General features: G+C 57.5%; 15 protein-coding genes. All 15 read right to left on the minus strand.

Annotated elements, in window-relative coordinates; translation table 11 throughout:
* Positions 1 to 7: 7 nt before the first annotated feature.
* On the minus strand, positions 8 to 1,108 hold the full coding sequence (gene ftsW / locus KGZ66_03445; protein ID MBS3984646.1) for a putative lipid II flippase FtsW: 1,101 nt from the start codon (positions 1,106 to 1,108) through the stop codon (positions 8 to 10).
* 17 nt (positions 1,109 to 1,125) lie between these two features.
* Entirely contained in the window at positions 1,126 to 2,091 is a 966-nt protein-coding gene (mraY, locus tag KGZ66_03450; GenBank protein ID MBS3984647.1) for a phospho-N-acetylmuramoyl-pentapeptide-transferase, read from the minus strand.
* Entirely contained in the window at positions 2,081 to 3,454 is a 1,374-nt protein-coding gene (locus tag KGZ66_03455) for a UDP-N-acetylmuramoyl-tripeptide--D-alanyl-D-alanine ligase (GenBank protein MBS3984648.1), read from the minus strand. Before KGZ66_03455 ends, mraY begins: the two co-directional genes overlap by 11 nt.
* Positions 3,447 to 4,913 (minus strand): UDP-N-acetylmuramoyl-L-alanyl-D-glutamate--2,6-diaminopimelate ligase, encoded by a 1,467-nt coding sequence (locus tag KGZ66_03460; protein ID MBS3984649.1) that lies wholly within the window; start codon positions 4,911 to 4,913, stop codon positions 3,447 to 3,449. The genes KGZ66_03455 and KGZ66_03460 overlap by 8 nt, the downstream gene beginning before the upstream one ends.
* A gap of 19 nt (positions 4,914 to 4,932) precedes the next feature.
* Complete coding sequence (locus KGZ66_03465; protein MBS3984650.1) at positions 4,933 to 7,011, minus strand: stage V sporulation protein D; 2,079 nt, start codon at positions 7,009 to 7,011, stop codon at positions 4,933 to 4,935.
* An 18-nt stretch (positions 7,012 to 7,029) separates the two neighbouring features.
* Positions 7,030 to 7,398 (minus strand): septum formation initiator family protein, encoded by a 369-nt coding sequence (locus KGZ66_03470; protein ID MBS3984651.1) that lies wholly within the window; start codon positions 7,396 to 7,398, stop codon positions 7,030 to 7,032.
* Between the two features lie 28 nt (positions 7,399 to 7,426).
* Complete coding sequence (gene rsmH / locus KGZ66_03475; protein MBS3984652.1) at positions 7,427 to 8,353, minus strand: 16S rRNA (cytosine(1402)-N(4))-methyltransferase RsmH; 927 nt, start codon at positions 8,351 to 8,353, stop codon at positions 7,427 to 7,429.
* 14 nt (positions 8,354 to 8,367) lie between these two features.
* Complete coding sequence (mraZ, locus tag KGZ66_03480; protein MBS3984653.1) at positions 8,368 to 8,796, minus strand: division/cell wall cluster transcriptional repressor MraZ; 429 nt, start codon at positions 8,794 to 8,796, stop codon at positions 8,368 to 8,370.
* Between the two features lie 235 nt (positions 8,797 to 9,031).
* On the minus strand, positions 9,032 to 9,382 hold the full coding sequence (locus tag KGZ66_03485) for a DUF2200 domain-containing protein (protein MBS3984654.1): 351 nt from the start codon (positions 9,380 to 9,382) through the stop codon (positions 9,032 to 9,034).
* A gap of 151 nt (positions 9,383 to 9,533) precedes the next feature.
* Positions 9,534 to 10,454: a molybdenum cofactor biosynthesis protein gene (locus KGZ66_03490; protein ID MBS3984655.1), complete on the minus strand. Its 921-nt coding sequence runs from the start codon at positions 10,452 to 10,454 to the stop codon at positions 9,534 to 9,536.
* Positions 10,444 to 10,929 (minus strand): cyclic pyranopterin monophosphate synthase MoaC, encoded by a 486-nt coding sequence (gene moaC / locus KGZ66_03495; GenBank protein ID MBS3984656.1) that lies wholly within the window; start codon positions 10,927 to 10,929, stop codon positions 10,444 to 10,446. Before moaC ends, KGZ66_03490 begins: the two co-directional genes overlap by 11 nt.
* Before the next feature lies 1 nt (position 10,930).
* Entirely contained in the window at positions 10,931 to 11,869 is a 939-nt protein-coding gene (moaA, locus tag KGZ66_03500; protein ID MBS3984657.1) for a GTP 3',8-cyclase MoaA, read from the minus strand.
* Complete coding sequence (locus KGZ66_03505) at positions 11,862 to 13,772, minus strand: molybdopterin biosynthesis protein (GenBank protein MBS3984658.1); 1,911 nt, start codon at positions 13,770 to 13,772, stop codon at positions 11,862 to 11,864. Before KGZ66_03505 ends, moaA begins: the two co-directional genes overlap by 8 nt.
* A gap of 4 nt (positions 13,773 to 13,776) precedes the next feature.
* Positions 13,777 to 14,970 (minus strand): molybdopterin molybdenumtransferase MoeA, encoded by a 1,194-nt coding sequence (locus KGZ66_03510; protein ID MBS3984659.1) that lies wholly within the window; start codon positions 14,968 to 14,970, stop codon positions 13,777 to 13,779.
* A 332-nt stretch (positions 14,971 to 15,302) separates the two neighbouring features.
* Complete coding sequence (locus KGZ66_03515) at positions 15,303 to 15,479, minus strand: protein sspF (GenBank protein MBS3984660.1); 177 nt, start codon at positions 15,477 to 15,479, stop codon at positions 15,303 to 15,305.
* Positions 15,480 to 15,502 lie beyond the last annotated feature (23 nt).

Raw genomic sequence — 15,502 nt, forward strand, 5'->3', positions numbered from 1 at the left:
GTATCCCTCATTCGCTGATGTGCTTCGAGACGTTGAGCAAAATTCCGAGTGAACCCATAATGATCAAGAGAGAGCTGCCTCCATAGCTGACCAAAGGCAGAGTGATACCGGTAACCGGCACAGAAGCGGTGACGACGGCGATATTAATCATCGCCTGCGATATGACCATTGACGTAATTCCGGTAGCTAAGAGGCTACCGAAGCGATCCGGGGCCCTGAGAGCCACCCGCATGCCACGCACCGCCAGGACCGCAAAGAGGAAAATGAGCAGTGCCCCCCCGAGGAATCCCAGCTCCTCGGCGAGGGTAGAAAAAATAAAGTCGTTGTGTGGCTCGGGCAAGAAGAAGCGCTTCTGTTGTCCCCCGCCGAAGCCTCGCCCAAACAGGCCTCCTGTACCGATTGCGTACAACGACTGGATAATCTGATAGCCCGTGTCTAACGGATCCTTCCACGGGTCGAGGAAGGCCATATAGCGCTCGAAACGGTAGGGTGCCATGCGTATCAGCTGTGCCAACACCACCCCCCCGACGCCAACTAATGCTATCGTCTGCGTCATAGGCAAGCCGGCCACAAACAGAACCAACCCAAAGACTAAGATAATGGCCACGGCAGTGCCAAGGTCAGGCTGTAGCAAGATAAGCGATCCGATGAGCCCCGCTACTGCGAGTAAAGGCAGAGTGCCGCGTATGAACGAAGTGAGCCGCCCCGGTCGCCTAGCCAGCCTGTCGGCTAACCAAATCATTAAAGTGACCTTCGCCACCTCCGAGGGCTGCACTCGCACTACTCCTAGGTTTATCCACCTAGAAGAGCCCTGAATTGTGACCCCTATGCCCGGCATCCAGACAAAAAGCAAGAGGATTACGGTGCACACAAGACCTAGGCCGGCAAGCTGCTGCCACTTGCGGTAGTTAATACGGCTGGCCACGTAGAGGGCGACAGTACCTAGGACTGTCCAGAGAATCTGCCTAATGATGAAGTGCCACTCATGTCCCACCATCGCATATGACAGTGAAGTGCTAGCACTATACACCATCACCACGCCTATACAAATGAGCGACATAATTGCCGCCAGCAGTATGTAGTCGGGAGAGCGGTGTTTCATCTTCATCGACACTATCCCCCCATTTAGAGTGCAAGTAAGCCCACCGCAGTACAGAGCAGTCCAACAAGGTAGTAAACCCCGACTATTCTTTTCTCCGACCAACCTCTAAGTTCCAGCGCATGGTGGAAAGGAGCCATGCGAAACAAGCGGCGCCCGTGGGAGAGGCGAAAAAAGGTAACCTGCAGGATAACGGAGAGCGTGCTCCAGACATAGACCAAACCTATTACGGGAAGGAGTAGCTCGGTCTTAGTGAGAACACTCATAGCCACCAACCCCCCTCCGAGCGCAAGCGAGCCCACATCACCCATAAACACGCGCGCGGGATGAGCGTTAAAGTAAAGAAATCCTAGCAAGGAACCGGTTAAGGCTACGGCAAAAAGCACTACTTCGGGTCTGTTTGTGGCCAGCCCAATACCGATATAGGCCAGACTCGAGAGTGCAACCGTCCCAGCCGCCAAACCGTCTACGCCATCTGTCAGATTAACCGCATTGCTAAAGCCCATCCCCCATACCAAAAGCAGCGCCCAATAGAGAGGTCCAAGCTCAAGCGGAAGACCCAGGAATGGAATCATGACGCGCGTGCTGTGACCGATAAAATGTAAGATTAAAGCCGCAGACACCGTCAACAGCGCTTGCCAGAGAAGCTTCTCTCGCGCCAGTAAGCCTAGGGGACGCCGAAAGACGACCTTTAGGGCGTCGTCAGTGAGTCCCACCAAGCCAAACCCAAGCGTCAGAACCGAAATTACCATGATTCGTGCCGGATCAAGCGACATCCTGACCCCTAGAAGCCATAGGAGCGCTACCGCGGGCGCAAGAAAGATAATTCCGCCCATAGTCGGCGTACCTTTTTTCGCCAGGTGCGACTGCGGACCGTCAGACCTAATGACCTGCCCTAACCGCAGGCGCGTTAAGAGCGGCAAGGTCAGCGCGCCTAGCGCCAAACTGGCGACGAGAGCGGCAATGCCAATGTACCAAAACTCAATCTGCATTAGACTCGACCCCTTTGAGTACGGCTGCCACTATCTGCTCCAGGCGGAGCCCGCGCGAGCCTTTAATCAGCACGACGTCTCCGGGCCTCTGCTCGCGCCTAAGCAACGACAAGGCCTCAGTCGGCGTTTGGCAGGAGTACACCGGCTTAGTGCCGCGCGAAGAGACTTCTGCCGCAATGTCTAGCGCTTCGGCGCCGACGGTGATCACTATATCACAGACTGCGGCCGCGGCACTCCCTACTTCCTGATGCGCAGCCTTACTGCGGTGGCCGAGCTCGTACATACTCCCGAGCACGGCTATTCGCCGTCCGGCCGTTTTGGTTTCACTTAGTGTCGCTAATGCTGCGAGCATGGAGATGGGACTTGCATTATAGGTGTCATCAATCACTACTACGCCGTCCGCAGACCGCAAGACATTCAGGCGGTGTTCACTAGGTGCACAGACGGCAATCGCTTCTATTGCCCTGTTTGGATCTACGCCCACAGCCGCCGCCGTCGCGACTGCCGCGGCCGCATTGTAGATGTGGTGACGTCCTGGCCAGGGACAGCGTACAAAGTATTGCTCTCTCTCGCGGCGCAGAGCAAAGGAGTAGCGCAGCAGCGCGTCAGCCTCTCCCTCGCCTATTACCCAATCTGCCTGACTATGCACACCAAAGGATATGACCGGCCCTTTGGCCCACCGCGCCAGGTACTCATAGTACTCGTCGTCACGGTTAAGTACGGCTATGGACTTAGCCTTACTCCCCTGCAGGATTTCTGCCTTGGCGCGGGCTATGTTATCCCGCGAACCCAGAAGCTCAATGTGGGCTTCACCGATGTTTGTCACCACCGCCACGTCCGGCGGAGCAATTTCCGTGAGAAAAGCTATCTGTCCAAAGCCACGCATAGCCATCTCCAGCACCATGACTTCCTCCTGTTGATGGCTGAGGACGCTCAGCGGCAGGCCAACTTCCGTGTTTTGGTTGCCGCCGCTCTTTAGTACGCTGAACTGAGAGGCAATAGCGGCTGCCGTCAGCTCTTTGCAGCTGGTTTTGCCGACGCTGCCGGTAATCGCCACGACGCGCGGGTTCACGCGAGCCATGTAGGCACGAGCGAGTCTTGCTAGCGCCTGGCGCGTATCCTCTACCATCACTAGAGGACATCCATACTCGCCTGTACGCGACGCAACAACTGCCACAGCCCCCGCCCTAAGTGCGGCCGCAATGTGCGCATGCCCATCCTCCCTAGCCCCCGGCAAGGCGAAGAAGAGCTGTCCCGCAGAAACTTTACGGCTGTCCGTGGCCACCCCTTCGGCAGTCACGGCCTCACCTAATAACTGCCCACCCGTCACTTCGGCTACCCAGTCGAGTCTGAGGCTAGTCACGGCAGCACGCCCTAAGAGCAGACCTAGCCTCTTCCCTGTCGTCAAAATGCGATACGCCTGCACGGGTCGTTTGCGTAGTTTCGTGACCTTTGCCGGCGATTAAGACAACGTCGCCTTTATCCGCGAGCGCGATGGCGAGTCTTATTGCTTTGCGGCGGTCAGGCTCGACCTTAAGACCGTCACTACCCTCACTGCGCGAAATCCCCGCCAATATATCGCCAATGATTTCCAGGGGGTCTTCCGAACGGGGGTTGTCGGAAGTGATCACGACTACATCGGCGTAGCGGCAAGCAATCTCGCCCATGAGAGGACGCTTCCCTCGGTCGCGGTCACCGCCGCAGCCAAAGACAAGGATAATCTTCCCGTGCACAAAATCTTTCACCGCCCGCAGCACGTTCTCCAGTCCGTCGGGAGAATGGGCGTAGTCTACGAGTACGGCAAATTGCTGTCCCTCGTCGATTGGCTCCATGCGACCGGGGACACCGGACAAACGGAGCCCGCGCTCCACATCTTCCAAGCTAGCCCCCTCTACGAGCGACGCACCGGCTGCCGCCAATGCATTATAGATGCTGTGCGCACCGGGCGTGACAATGGCTACTTCCCGCTCACCCCAAGGCGTGTGCAGGACAAATGACGAACCACGTGCATTAGACTGAATCGCGGTGGCGTGTATGTCGGCTATCTGCGCAAGCCCGAAGCTCAGAACTTGTCCGCGACTTACTTTGGCTAGGCGCTCCCCATAGGCGTCGTCAACATTTACCACAGCCGTTCTCCCTGCAAAATCTTGTGCCTCAGTGAACAGCTTAGCCTTAGCCTGGTAATAGTTTTCCATGGTACCGTGAAAATCGAGGTGGTCCTGCGTGAGGTTAGTGAAGACTGCCGTGGTGTAATCTAGGCTGGCCACACGCCGCATAGCTAAAGCATGCGATGATACTTCCATGACAGCGTGGCTCGCGCCCATATCCGCCATGTGCTTAAGCAATGCCTGCAGCTCCGGGGCTTCAGGCGTAGTGAACTTCACTGGCAGCACTCGCTCTCCCACTTCGACTTGTACGGTGCCGATGAGGCCGACAGTGCGTCCCGCTTGGCGGAGTATACTCTTGATAAGGTAAGTCGTGGTCGTCTTGCCGTTCGTGCCGGTGACGCCGATAACCCGGAGTCTGCGCGATGGGTAGCCAAAGAACTTCGCCGCCAGCTCTGCTAACGCTAATCGCCCATCTTCGACCACCGCCCAGGCGATGTGGGGAGGAAGTGTCACTTGCCGCGTAGCGACGATGCCTGAGGCTCCTCGATTAATGGCCTCAGGTATATAGTCGTGCCCGTCGGCGCGCTGTCCCACGAGTGCCACGTAAACAGAGCCAGGCTTAACGTCGCCCGCGAAATGCGTGATCCCCGTCACCTGCGCATCGCCGCCGCACGCCTGCACAGCTACACCCGATAAGAGATATGAGAATTGCACCTTTCGCTCACCCCTCGCCTTACGGACTAAATCTTACACGCACACCCGTACCTAAGGCAACTTGCGTCCCCGGAAGCGGGTCTTGTGCGTTAGCTGTCCCTGTTCCCTCGATGATAATGCGTAGCCCCAAACTCTCGATGCGCAGACTTGCGTCGCGCATGGTCATACCGCGAACATCCGGCACGACAGCGGTGGTGCCGAGTACCGGCGGTTCGCCCAAACTTACGATGACCGTAGTGCCGGCAGCCACTTGTGCCCCCGGTTTCGGCGTCTGGTCGACAATCTGAACCCCTGCCTGCTCTATCCTTAAGTTTAGTCCTAAGTCGCGCAGGTGCGCAACAGCCGCTGTGGTGGTGAGCCCACGGAGCTCAGGCACGACAATTGGGTTTGGCTGTAGTTCCGAGGCGGCAGTCGGCGCAGGTTGGACTCTAAGGTAACGCAAAATATCAACCATCATGGCCCGAAAAGCAGGGGCGGCAACCTGGCTGCCGTAATAACCGTAAGGGCCGCGAGGGTCGCGCACCATTACCAGAAGGGCAACCTGTGGGTCATCCGCCGGCGCAAAGCCAATAAACGAAGCTATGTACCTATCGGGGAAATACCCGCCTCCCGGACGCGGAACCTGCGCTGTACCTGTCTTCCCTGCCACACGATAGCCTTCGATAAAGGCATTGCGTCCCGAACCGTGCACCACCGCACTCTCGAGTAGCGCCTGTAGCCGCCTAGCTGTCTCAGCTGTGACCGGGCGGGCAACCTCTTCCGGGGCAAAAGTCTCTACGCCATTGCCATGGTTATCCTTTATCTGGTTAACCAAGCGAGGCCGCATCCGCCTTCCGTCGTTGGCAATGGCGGAAATGGCGACCACCTGCTGCAGGGGAGTCACTGCCGGACCTTGGCCAAAACTGGTAGTCGCCAACTCGACAGGCCCTACCTGTCTAAACATAATGCCAGTGGCCTCGCCGGGCAGGTCGACACCTGTTCTCCTGCCAAAGCCAAACTCGGCGATGTATCGAAAGAGCGCCTCTTGGCCGAGTTTTTGTCCTACATTGACAAAGCCGGGGTTGCAGGAGAGGTCCATCACCTGGCTGAAGTTGAGGCTTCCGTGCCCTCGCGTCCTCCAACAGGAGAGACGTACGCCTGCGACGACGACATAACCCGGGCAGTAGAAGCGGTCTGTTTCTCTCACGAGGTCCTCATTTAATGCGGCCGCAGCCGTCACCAGCTTAAAAGTTGAGCCCGGTTCAAAGCTGTCGGACACCGCGGCATTGCGACGCAACTCTACCGGATAGAGATTGAACCGGTTGGGGTCATAAGTCGGACGATTGGCCATAGCGAGAATCTCGCCGGTCCTAGGGTTCATCGCGACGGCAAGGGCTGCCTGTGCCTGATGCTTTGCCATGGCTATGTCGAGCTCTCGCTCCACTATATGCTGTATGACTTCATCGATTGTCAAGACTATGCTCCTGCCGTCTACGGGCGGAACATACTCCGGGTAAGCGTTAGGCAACGGGTTACCTTTGTTGTCAGTAGGAGTGCGCACTTTGCCTGCCGTTCCGCGGAGAATGCTGTCGTAAGTGAGCTCTACGCCGTCTAGCCCCTGTCCGTCTCTCCCCGCAAAACCAAGCACGTGGCTAGCTAGCGTCCCGAAAGGGTAAAATCGAGCTGTTTCAATGTCAAAATGGATGCCCGGAAGTGCCAGCGCCCTAACTGCGGCTGCCTGAGCCTCCGTCACCCTTCTCGCCACATATACCCGCGACTGCCGGCGGGTCAGCAACTCGTATATAGTATCTTCGGCGAGCCCTAGCACCGCTGCCAGCTTCTTAGCTGTCTCCCTTGGTTCGGTTATCCTAGCCGGGCTCGCGACGATGCTATCGACGTCGGCGCTGATGGCCAGCTCGCGTCCTTGACGGTCATAGATGACACCGCGCCTGGGGTCTACAGGCGCATCCCGCATCCATTGCGCGATGGCCAAGCGCGTCAACATGGGCCCCCGGACAAATTGCAGGAAACCTAAACGCAGAACCAGTCCAAACAGCGCCACCACGAAAACAGCTAACAGCAGGCCGGCACGAGTCCTGAAGCTTTTGGGAGTTGACACGCTTTTCTCCTCCTAGGTCTAGTTGCCGCCGCTTGCCCCCAGTGTCAGTACTTGCAGTGTTGTCGGCGCACGCATGCCAAGCCGCTCTCTGGCTACTTGTTCGATGTGTGCAGTCGAGCCGAGCCTTGCGACCTCTACCCGCAACGCAGCATTCCTCGCTTCCAAGTCGGCGACCTCAGCCGAGAGAGCGCGCAAAGTGCGATTGTGGGCAACGATGTTGGCCTCTCGCGCTACCGCGCCAAAGGCGAGAACGCCAAAAACGGCGAGTACAAACACTAAGCGATAGACATTCCGAAGCTGGCTTCGCTTGCGAGGTTTCTCTACTGGGCGCGATAGTGGCGCCGCAGGAAGAGGCATCCGCGGTAACGGCTTTGTGGCTAGTATCACAGCTATTCACTCCCTGTTTGTGATAGAACTAAAGACGTTCTGCTGCACGCAGCCGAGCACTGCGACTACGCGGGTTGACTCGAATTTCTTCCGCCGACGGAGCAATAGCCTTACGCGTCAGCAAACGAAGCACTGGTTTCACTTGGCAGACGCATTGGGGAACTCCGCTGGGACATACACAATCCTTAGCCGCAGACACCATAAACTGCTTGACTACCCTGTCTTCAAGGGAGTGAAATGAGATACAGCCTAGGCGCCCTCCCGCGACCAGCGCCTTCACCGCCTTCGTTAAGGCCTCCTCTAGTGCGCCAAGCTCGTCGTTAACGGCGATGCGCAGCGCTTGAAACGTCCTGCGTGCTGGGTGTTGCTCTTCTTTATCCCGCACGCCCTTAGGGATGGCCGCTTTAATGACGCTGACTAGCTGCTGTGTCGTCTCGATGGGTTGGCGCGCGCGCGCTTCGACTATGAAGGCGGCAATGCGCTTGGACCAGCGTTCTTCCCCGTATTCATGGAGTATCTCCGCTAGTTTAGTCTCCGCATAGGTGTTGACAATGTCTATAGCGCTCAGTTTCTGCCGCTCATCCATGCGCATATCTAATCTTGCGTCGTGTTGATACGAGAATCCCCTGCCACGCTCGTCTAGCTGTGGGCTAGACACGCCGAGGTCAAAAAACACTGCGTCGACATACCTGACATCTGTTAGCGCCAACGCCGAGTCCAGTTGTCTAAAGTCACGCCGGACGAATCTGAAGGCAGGCTCGCCCTTAAACGCTTCCGCCGCTACCTCTGCCTCGCGGTCGACATCGAGCCCGATTACCAAGCCGTTTGGGCCCACTGCCTTGAGGAACTCCCGCGTGTGCCCGCCACGCCCAAAAGTGCAGTCCAACACCTTATCGCCTGGCTTTAGATTAAGTGCGACTAGACTCTCCTGCAGCAAGACCGGCACATGCTCCACTCGGCCACCTCTTCTCAGATTGGGGTTTGCAGCTCCTCTGCTAGAGCCTCGTATTCGCTCTGCATGGTGTGCTTGTACCGCGCCCAGTTCTCAGCGCTCCAGATTTCGACTCGGCTGTTGGCACCAATGATTACGGTCTCTCCCGCGAGCGACGCATATTCACGTTGGTGCAGTGGAATGTTAACGCGCCCTTGCTTGTCACACTCGCACTCTTGGGCGTTAGCAAAGAAGAGACGGGAAAAAGCGCGTGCGTTGCTCTGCGTCGTGGCCAAGTTCCTGAGCCGCTCTGCAATCGTCTCCCACTCGGCCATAGGGTAAACGAAGAGACAGCCGTCTAGCCCTTGCGTGGTAACAAAGGACGAGCCAAGCCGTTCGCGAAACTTCGCCGGCAGTGACAACCTGCCCTTTTCATCAATAGAGTGCACATAATGCCCCACGAACATCTAGCTTGACCTCCTTTCGCCCCACTTCATCCCACTATTCACCTCATTGTGGGTATTTTTCGCCACTACATGCGGCGTTCCTGCTTGTCCGCAAAAAAAATTTCCCCACTTTGTGTGGGGAGGGGAGAGGAATCTTGAATCGGGAATCGTGAATCGTGAACAGCGGGGTAACAAAGGGGGCAATCGGCTCTCGGCTCTCAGCTCTCAGCTGCGCCAGGCCTTGCCTGCGAAGGCTTTAACTCCGCAACACCTTCTCCATCGCTTTGCCTTTGGCCAGTTCGTCGACGAGTTTATCTAACCAGCGAACCTTTTGCATAAGCGGGTCCTCTATTGCCTCTACGCGACAACCGCAGATTACTCCTGTAATCTTCTGTGCATTGGGGTGAATCTGCGGGGCTGCAGCAAAAAACGTTTCGAGAGTCACCGCCTTGTCGATTTGCTCCTGTAGGCTCCGTTCGTCATAGCCCGTTAACCAACAGAGAACCTGGTCCACTTCTTCTTTAGTGCGACCCTTCTTCTGCGCTTTCTGCACATAAAGCAGATACACGCTGGCAAACGTCATCTTGTATACGCGCTCGTTCTTCATGGACACTCTCCTTTCCACTGTAACATCGCTCTACTGAGCACTGAGCGCTGAGCACTGAGCACGCTCCCCTCTACCAGTAGCCAGCAGCCAAGAGCGCTATACCCTCTCCGAAGTGCCAAGTGCCAAGTGCGAAGTGCCACGCGCTTCGGCGCTACGCGCTCCCACAACTCAGCGTCACGCCCGAGATAACTTCGAGCGCGTGCGGCACTGCCGGCAAAACAACTTGCAGGCACTCCAGCGCGCCTTTTTTGCTGCCCGGTAGATTTATTATAAGCGTTCCTTTGCGCACACCAGCCACAGCCCGACTTAACATGGCGTGCGGTGTGACGAGCAGGCTCTGCATGCGCATGGCCTCGGCTAAGCCTGGGACTTCGCGCTCTATGGCGTCACGTGTTGCCTCCGGTGTAACATCGCGCGGCGACAACCCTGTGCCGCCGGTAGTTACAATTAAGTCAGCCTGCTTGGCGTCGCACGTCGTTACGAGCAGGTCGCGTAGCGAAGCGTAGTCGTCGGGCAGTAGCGCGCGCTCTACGTCAGCTCCGAGCAGCGCAAACTCTTCTGCCAAGAGCTTGCCGCTTTCGTCGACTTGTTCGCCGCGCGAGCACCTGTCACTCAGCGTAACGACTAAGACGCGAAAGCGCGGCCAAGCGATGACAGACATTCCGCCTGCTACCCGACCATCTCTTAGCACTTCGGCAAAGATACCTTCCTTGGGCATTACGCAGTCGCCAGCCTGATGATAAATAGCACAGCGTTCATGACACACTTTGCCTATCTGAGTGACGTTTAGCACGGCCGACCCTAGCGTCAGGCGAGTGCCTAACGGTAGCCTAGCCAAGTCGATACCCTGCGTAGTGATGTTCTCCGCAAAGTCCCCCGGTCCTACGGCTAGGCCTAGCTTCTGCATCTGGGCAATACTTTCTTGAGCTAGGAGACTAACTTGGCGATGACCACTCCCTGCGTGTGCGTCACCCTCTACACCTAGCCCCGTGCGCAGTGTGATATGCGTCACCGGGGTCTTCTTTGTGCCTTTGACGGCGCTGACATTGACCGCAACGACCTTAGCTCTCACTGCTTTTTTCCTCCCAACGGAAGTCCCCGCTCCGGCCGCCTGTCTTTTCGAGCAGATAAATCTCCTTAATCGCCATGCGCCGGTCTATGGCTTTACACATATCAATGGCAGTCAGCGCCGCGACCGCGACCGCCGTTAGCGCCTCCATCTCCACGCCCGTGCTGTCGACGGCCGCGACAGTCGCCACAATTTCTAGCTCCTCGGGGGGCAGTGGGCTGATTTCTAAATTAGCCGTCTTCAGCTGCAGCTGATGGCACAGCGGTATAAGCTCCCATGTCTTTTTAGCGGCCATAATGCCTGCTAGGCGCATAGCCGCGAGCACGTCTCCCTTGGGCATGTTGCCCTGTAGCACTAAGTCGAGCGTGGCTGCCTGCATAGCCACTACGCCGCGCGCCCGCGCGATGCGGAGGGTAGTGGGCTTCCCCGAAACATCTACCATGCGCGCGCGACCTTCTTGGTCAAGGTGAGTTAACATGCTATCCCCCTATTTCTGCCATGCGTGTTTTGGCAAGGGCAGCTCCTCGCGGCTGTTTGGCAGAGACAGCTGCCTGTAAGACCTCTGCTAATGCGGGTTTGTCCCGCAATCTAACCGCGGCCAGAACGTCAAGTTCTATCGGTGAAAAAAGACATGGGCGCACTGCGCCGCGCGCCGTCACACGCACGCGGTTACAGGCCGCGCAGAAGTGTTTACTGTCTCCGCTGATAAACCCAATCGTACCCACAGCGCTAGGAAGCCGATACACCATGGCTGGACCGGCGCCAACTTCAGCGGCATTTTCTAAAGGCCCTAAGCTTTCTTGCATGGCCTTAACCGACACAAAGCGCGCCTCGGGCCAAGCCTCTGCCGCTCCGAGACGCATAAGTTCAATAAAGCGGACAGACAAGGGCTCTCGGTAAGTAAGCGCGGCAAAGTCTAAGAGCTCGTCACCGTTAATTCCGCCCACAACTACGCAGTTTATCTTAACCGGCGTTAGGCCTACTTGTAGAGCTTTGGAGATGCCTGCCAATACCTCGCCTAGTTCCCCACCGCGTGTCATGTAGCGATAGCGCTCTGGGCGCAAGGAGTCCAGACTGACATTTACCCGCGCTAAGCCCGCCTGCTTAAGCTGTGCTGCCATGCTAGCGAGGAGATGTCCATTGGTGGTTAGGCTGACTTCCGAAATGCCATTAAGGTTGCATAAATCAGCTATCAGCTCTGGCAAATCTGGTTTTAGCAGAGGCTCACCTCCTGTCAAACGCACCCTGCGAATGCCAAGCTCAGCCGCTACCCCAACCAGGAACACGAGGTCGCAGTTGTCCATAATGCTTTGCTCGCGCTCCTCGCCGCTTGACGAGCAATACCGACAGCGCAAGTTGCAGGATGGTGTTAGCGAGAGCCTGAGATAATCTATCGTTCTCCCTTGTGCATCACGCATGGCTTCGCCACACCACCTGCCCCGAAGTGCCCAGGTCATACCCCGCTAAGCCTAAGCGCGCAACTTCCTCGGCAAACAGCCGCGACCCAAGGACGCTAAGGAGCGCTGCCACGCGGGAATCCGCGAGCGACAGCCTTGGCAACAACAGGTCGTAGTTCTCAAGGCACAAGGGCACAAAGCCGAGGCCAAAAGCGTCGGCGGCAGCTTTGATGCCAAGCCCAATCTCCGCTTCACCGGCGCTTACCGCGCAAGCAACTGCCAAATGCGTAGTTTCCTCGCGCTCATACCCAGCGACGGCGCTTGGGTCCATGCCTTCTAGCCGCAGGTGATAATCCAGCAGCACACGCGTGCCCGAGCCGCTTTGGCGGTTAACAAACCGGTACTTGCTGAGGTCGCGCCAAGAATTCACCTGTCTTGCCAAGTGGGACGGAACAATAAACCCCTGCCAGCGTTTTACCACGTTGACTAAGAGCATATCCCGCTCAGGCATTAACCTCTTGACGTAGGAGACATTGTATGCGCCTGTTTCCTCATCTAGGAGGTGTACCGTGGCGACGTGGCAGAGACTCTGGCTTAGCGCAAGCAAACCTGCCAGGCTACCCACGTGACTGGAGGCAAAACTGACGTTCTGTGTACGTTTTAGCAGGTCTGCCAGCACGTCGAGGATGACGTCGTGGCTACCGATGCAGACTAGTCGCGCGGCAATCTGTCCTAACGAGCGCCAAAGCTTGACGTCGACTTCCTCCCCTGTGTCGAAGCCTTCGGTGTTCGCGGGGACGCGCACATAACCATCCGCCTTGACGAGCGACGTAACTGCGCCCGCACCTCTCCCAAGCGGCGTTACAACGGTCTGCTGCGCGACCTGCCCCACTTGCACACGCACAAACTCATCTACACCAAAGCCCGACACCAAAGGGCGAGTTAACGTGCCCTTAAGAATAGGCTCCTCTGGCAACGGCTGACGGTAGCGCGCAAACACTAGGGGCTTTACGAGGTTCTGTAAGCACACTGCCGCGCTCACAGGGTATCCCGGCAGCCCAAAGACTGGTACACCCGCTACGCTTCCCACTAACACAGGCTTGCCCGGCCGTATAGCCACGCCGTGGAACAGCAGCTCGCCGAGGGTGGCGACTACCTCGGCAGTATGGTCCCCGCGCCCTGTAGAAGTGCCGGCGATGACTAGAACTATGTCTGCCTGACGCGCGGCTCGTGCTATAGCCTGCGCGAGTAACCCGCGCTCATCCTTAACCGGTGCGGTTATCTCGCACTCAAGGCCCCACTCCATAAGCGTAGCCGCAATAATGCTTGAGTTAAACTCCACTATCTCGCCAGCCTCCGGCGTTACCCCTGCTACCGGAGAAACAAGTTCATCACCCGTTGGTATAACGACTGCTCGCTGCCTAGCGAATACGGGCACCTCTAGGACACCCGCCGCCAACAGCGCTCCAATATCCACAGCCGAAATGAGATGATAACGCGGCAAAAGCAGGTCGGTTGCCACGATATCCTCGCCCACCGGCCGCACGTGTTGCCACGCAGGCGCAGCTTGCTCGATGAGGGCATCTTCTCCCTCGAGCACAACATGTTCGATCATAATAACGGCGTCCTTACCCACGGGCAAAGCGTCGCCGGTGTCGACGGGCAAGAACCCTTGTCCCCGTACGAGTCTCTGCGGGCGTCCCGGCCGTGCTCCCTGCGTGTCCTCAGCCCGCACAGCTATGCCATCCATAGCGGCAGAGGCGTAGTGGGGCGAAGACTGTTTGGCGAAAATCGGCTGTGAGGTCACCCGACCCAAAGCCTGTTGTGCCGGTACGATTTCCTCCCGGTCGAAGGCGCCAAACGCAGTGACGATGCGTCGCTCTGCCTCAGCTAGCGATATACTCTGTAAAAAGTGCTGTCGCACTCAATCACCTCCAGATCTCTACTGCGACCTCTGCTCCGGCGTTTAGACCTTCGCAATCCTCAGGTATGGTAAGGAGCCCATCCGCACGCGCGAGCACTTGGATGGCGGCCGACTTCGCCAAAAGCGGCGTAGCCACGCCGCGCTCTAAACTAATGGGTATAAAGTCCCTGCGCCCGGGGACGCTCGCTACCGCACGGCTGAGTGCGGCCGTCACTTCCCACGTGCGGGGAGGTATTACCCCTGCTGCACGGCAAAGAATGGGCCAAGCTACTTTGTGCGCGACGATGGCACACGAAAGCGGGTGTCCCGGGAGCCCCACGACCAGCTTCCCGCCGACAGTCGCCAAAATGGTTGGCTTCCCCGGCTTAACCGCCAGACCGTGCGCCAATACTTCCGCGGCGGGAAGTCGCAGGATAGCCTTGACGGTAAAGTCGAGGGCTCCGGCAGAACTCCCGCCCGACAGCACCACGGCATCGCACTCCTGTAGGCTATGGGCTAGGACCTCGGTCAGCAGCGTTTCATCGTCCCGGATAATGCCATAGTTCATCGGCGCAAGGCCCCGGCTCGCCAAATACGCGGTGAGATACGGCGAATTGGAGTCCCTGATTTGTCCTATCCCCGGCACCTGCTCGACCGAAACAACTTCGTCGCCCGTGGCTACAATCCCAACCTTAAACACTTTTACGCTCACGGCAGTTACACCCTGCGTGGCCAAAACAGCGATGCGAGAAGGAGACAGGTATTCCCCCTCGGTCACTAAAGTCGACCCTGCCTCCACATCCTCGCCGACATCCATAACGTTTTCACCGGAAGCAACAGGGCGCGTCACCATGAGGGTTGCGGGGGGAACTTGCCTAACATACTCCTGCATTACGACGGCATCGTAGGGGTAGGGCACGGGCGCCCCGGTCAGCACCGCCACGCACCCTTGCGCGTCCTGTCTGTCGCGGTTAAGCAACGCCGGTATAGTCTCGCTCGCGCCGGTCGTGACGCGCGCTGTAACGGCAAGCCCATCCATAGTGGAGCGCCGAAAATGCGGCACAGGACACGAGGCTACGACAGATTCTGCGGCAACTCGCCCGCTAGCGCATTCTATAGGCAACAACACCGTAGCGCCGCGCGGCGTGAGCTCGCTACACACCCTCTCTAGCGCTTCGTCTAATCTGGTAATGTTTTTTAAGAGCCTAATAGACCGCACACTCCTTTGGCAAGGATGGTTATTTGTTCGACGCGCGATTCAGCTTTCCTGCCACGGCAAGCTTAGCACTTGGCACTTGGCACTTGGCACTTGGCACTTAGCACTTAGCACTTAGCACTTAGCACTTAGCACTTAGCACTTGGCACTTAGCACTTGGCACTTAGCACTTGGCACTTCGCACTTAGCACTTCGTAGGGGGCGAGGGCCCGCTTCTGCTGAGAGCTGAGAGCCGAGAGCTGACTGCCTCCTTCCCTCAAGCGACAAGGGACAAGCAACAAGCGACAAGCCACCTGCCCCAAGCGACAAAAACAGGGCCGTAGCCCTGTTCTTGCCTAGCGTCTTCCGGTTAACATTTTCTCGGCCTTGGCGATAGCCAGTCTGACCATATCACCTGTGTCCCGGGTAGAAACTGCTCCCCAGCCTCCGGTGCGAACGGTCTCGGCAAACCCCAGTTCTTGCGCGAGCTGCATCTTGAGCTGCTCTGACATTACTTTTCGTCTGCGTGCCATTTACTATCACCCCTTTACCGCGA

The organism is Selenomonadales bacterium (assembly GCA_018335585.1).
Lineage (GTDB): Bacteria > Bacillota > UBA994 > UBA994 > UBA994 > UBA994.

Bases quoted from the DNA above. Each gene is read 5' to 3' on its own strand.
- moaA (MBS3984657.1), bottom strand. From the start codon at position 11,869: ATGCGTGATGCACAAGGGAGAACGATAGATTATCTCAGGCTCTCGCTA.
- mraY (MBS3984647.1), bottom strand. From the start codon at position 2,091: ATGCAGATTGAGTTTTGGTACATTGGCATTGCCGCTCTCGTCGCCAGT.
- KGZ66_03485 (MBS3984654.1), bottom strand. From the start codon at position 9,382: ATGAAGAACGAGCGCGTATACAAGATGACGTTTGCCAGCGTGTATCTG.
- KGZ66_03515 (MBS3984660.1), bottom strand. From the start codon at position 15,479: ATGGCACGCAGACGAAAAGTAATGTCAGAGCAGCTCAAGATGCAGCTC.
- ftsW (MBS3984646.1), bottom strand. From the start codon at position 1,108: ATGAAGATGAAACACCGCTCTCCCGACTACATACTGCTGGCGGCAATT.
- mraZ (MBS3984653.1), bottom strand. From the start codon at position 8,796: ATGTTCGTGGGGCATTATGTGCACTCTATTGATGAAAAGGGCAGGTTG.
- moaC (MBS3984656.1), bottom strand. From the start codon at position 10,929: ATGTTAACTCACCTTGACCAAGAAGGTCGCGCGCGCATGGTAGATGTT.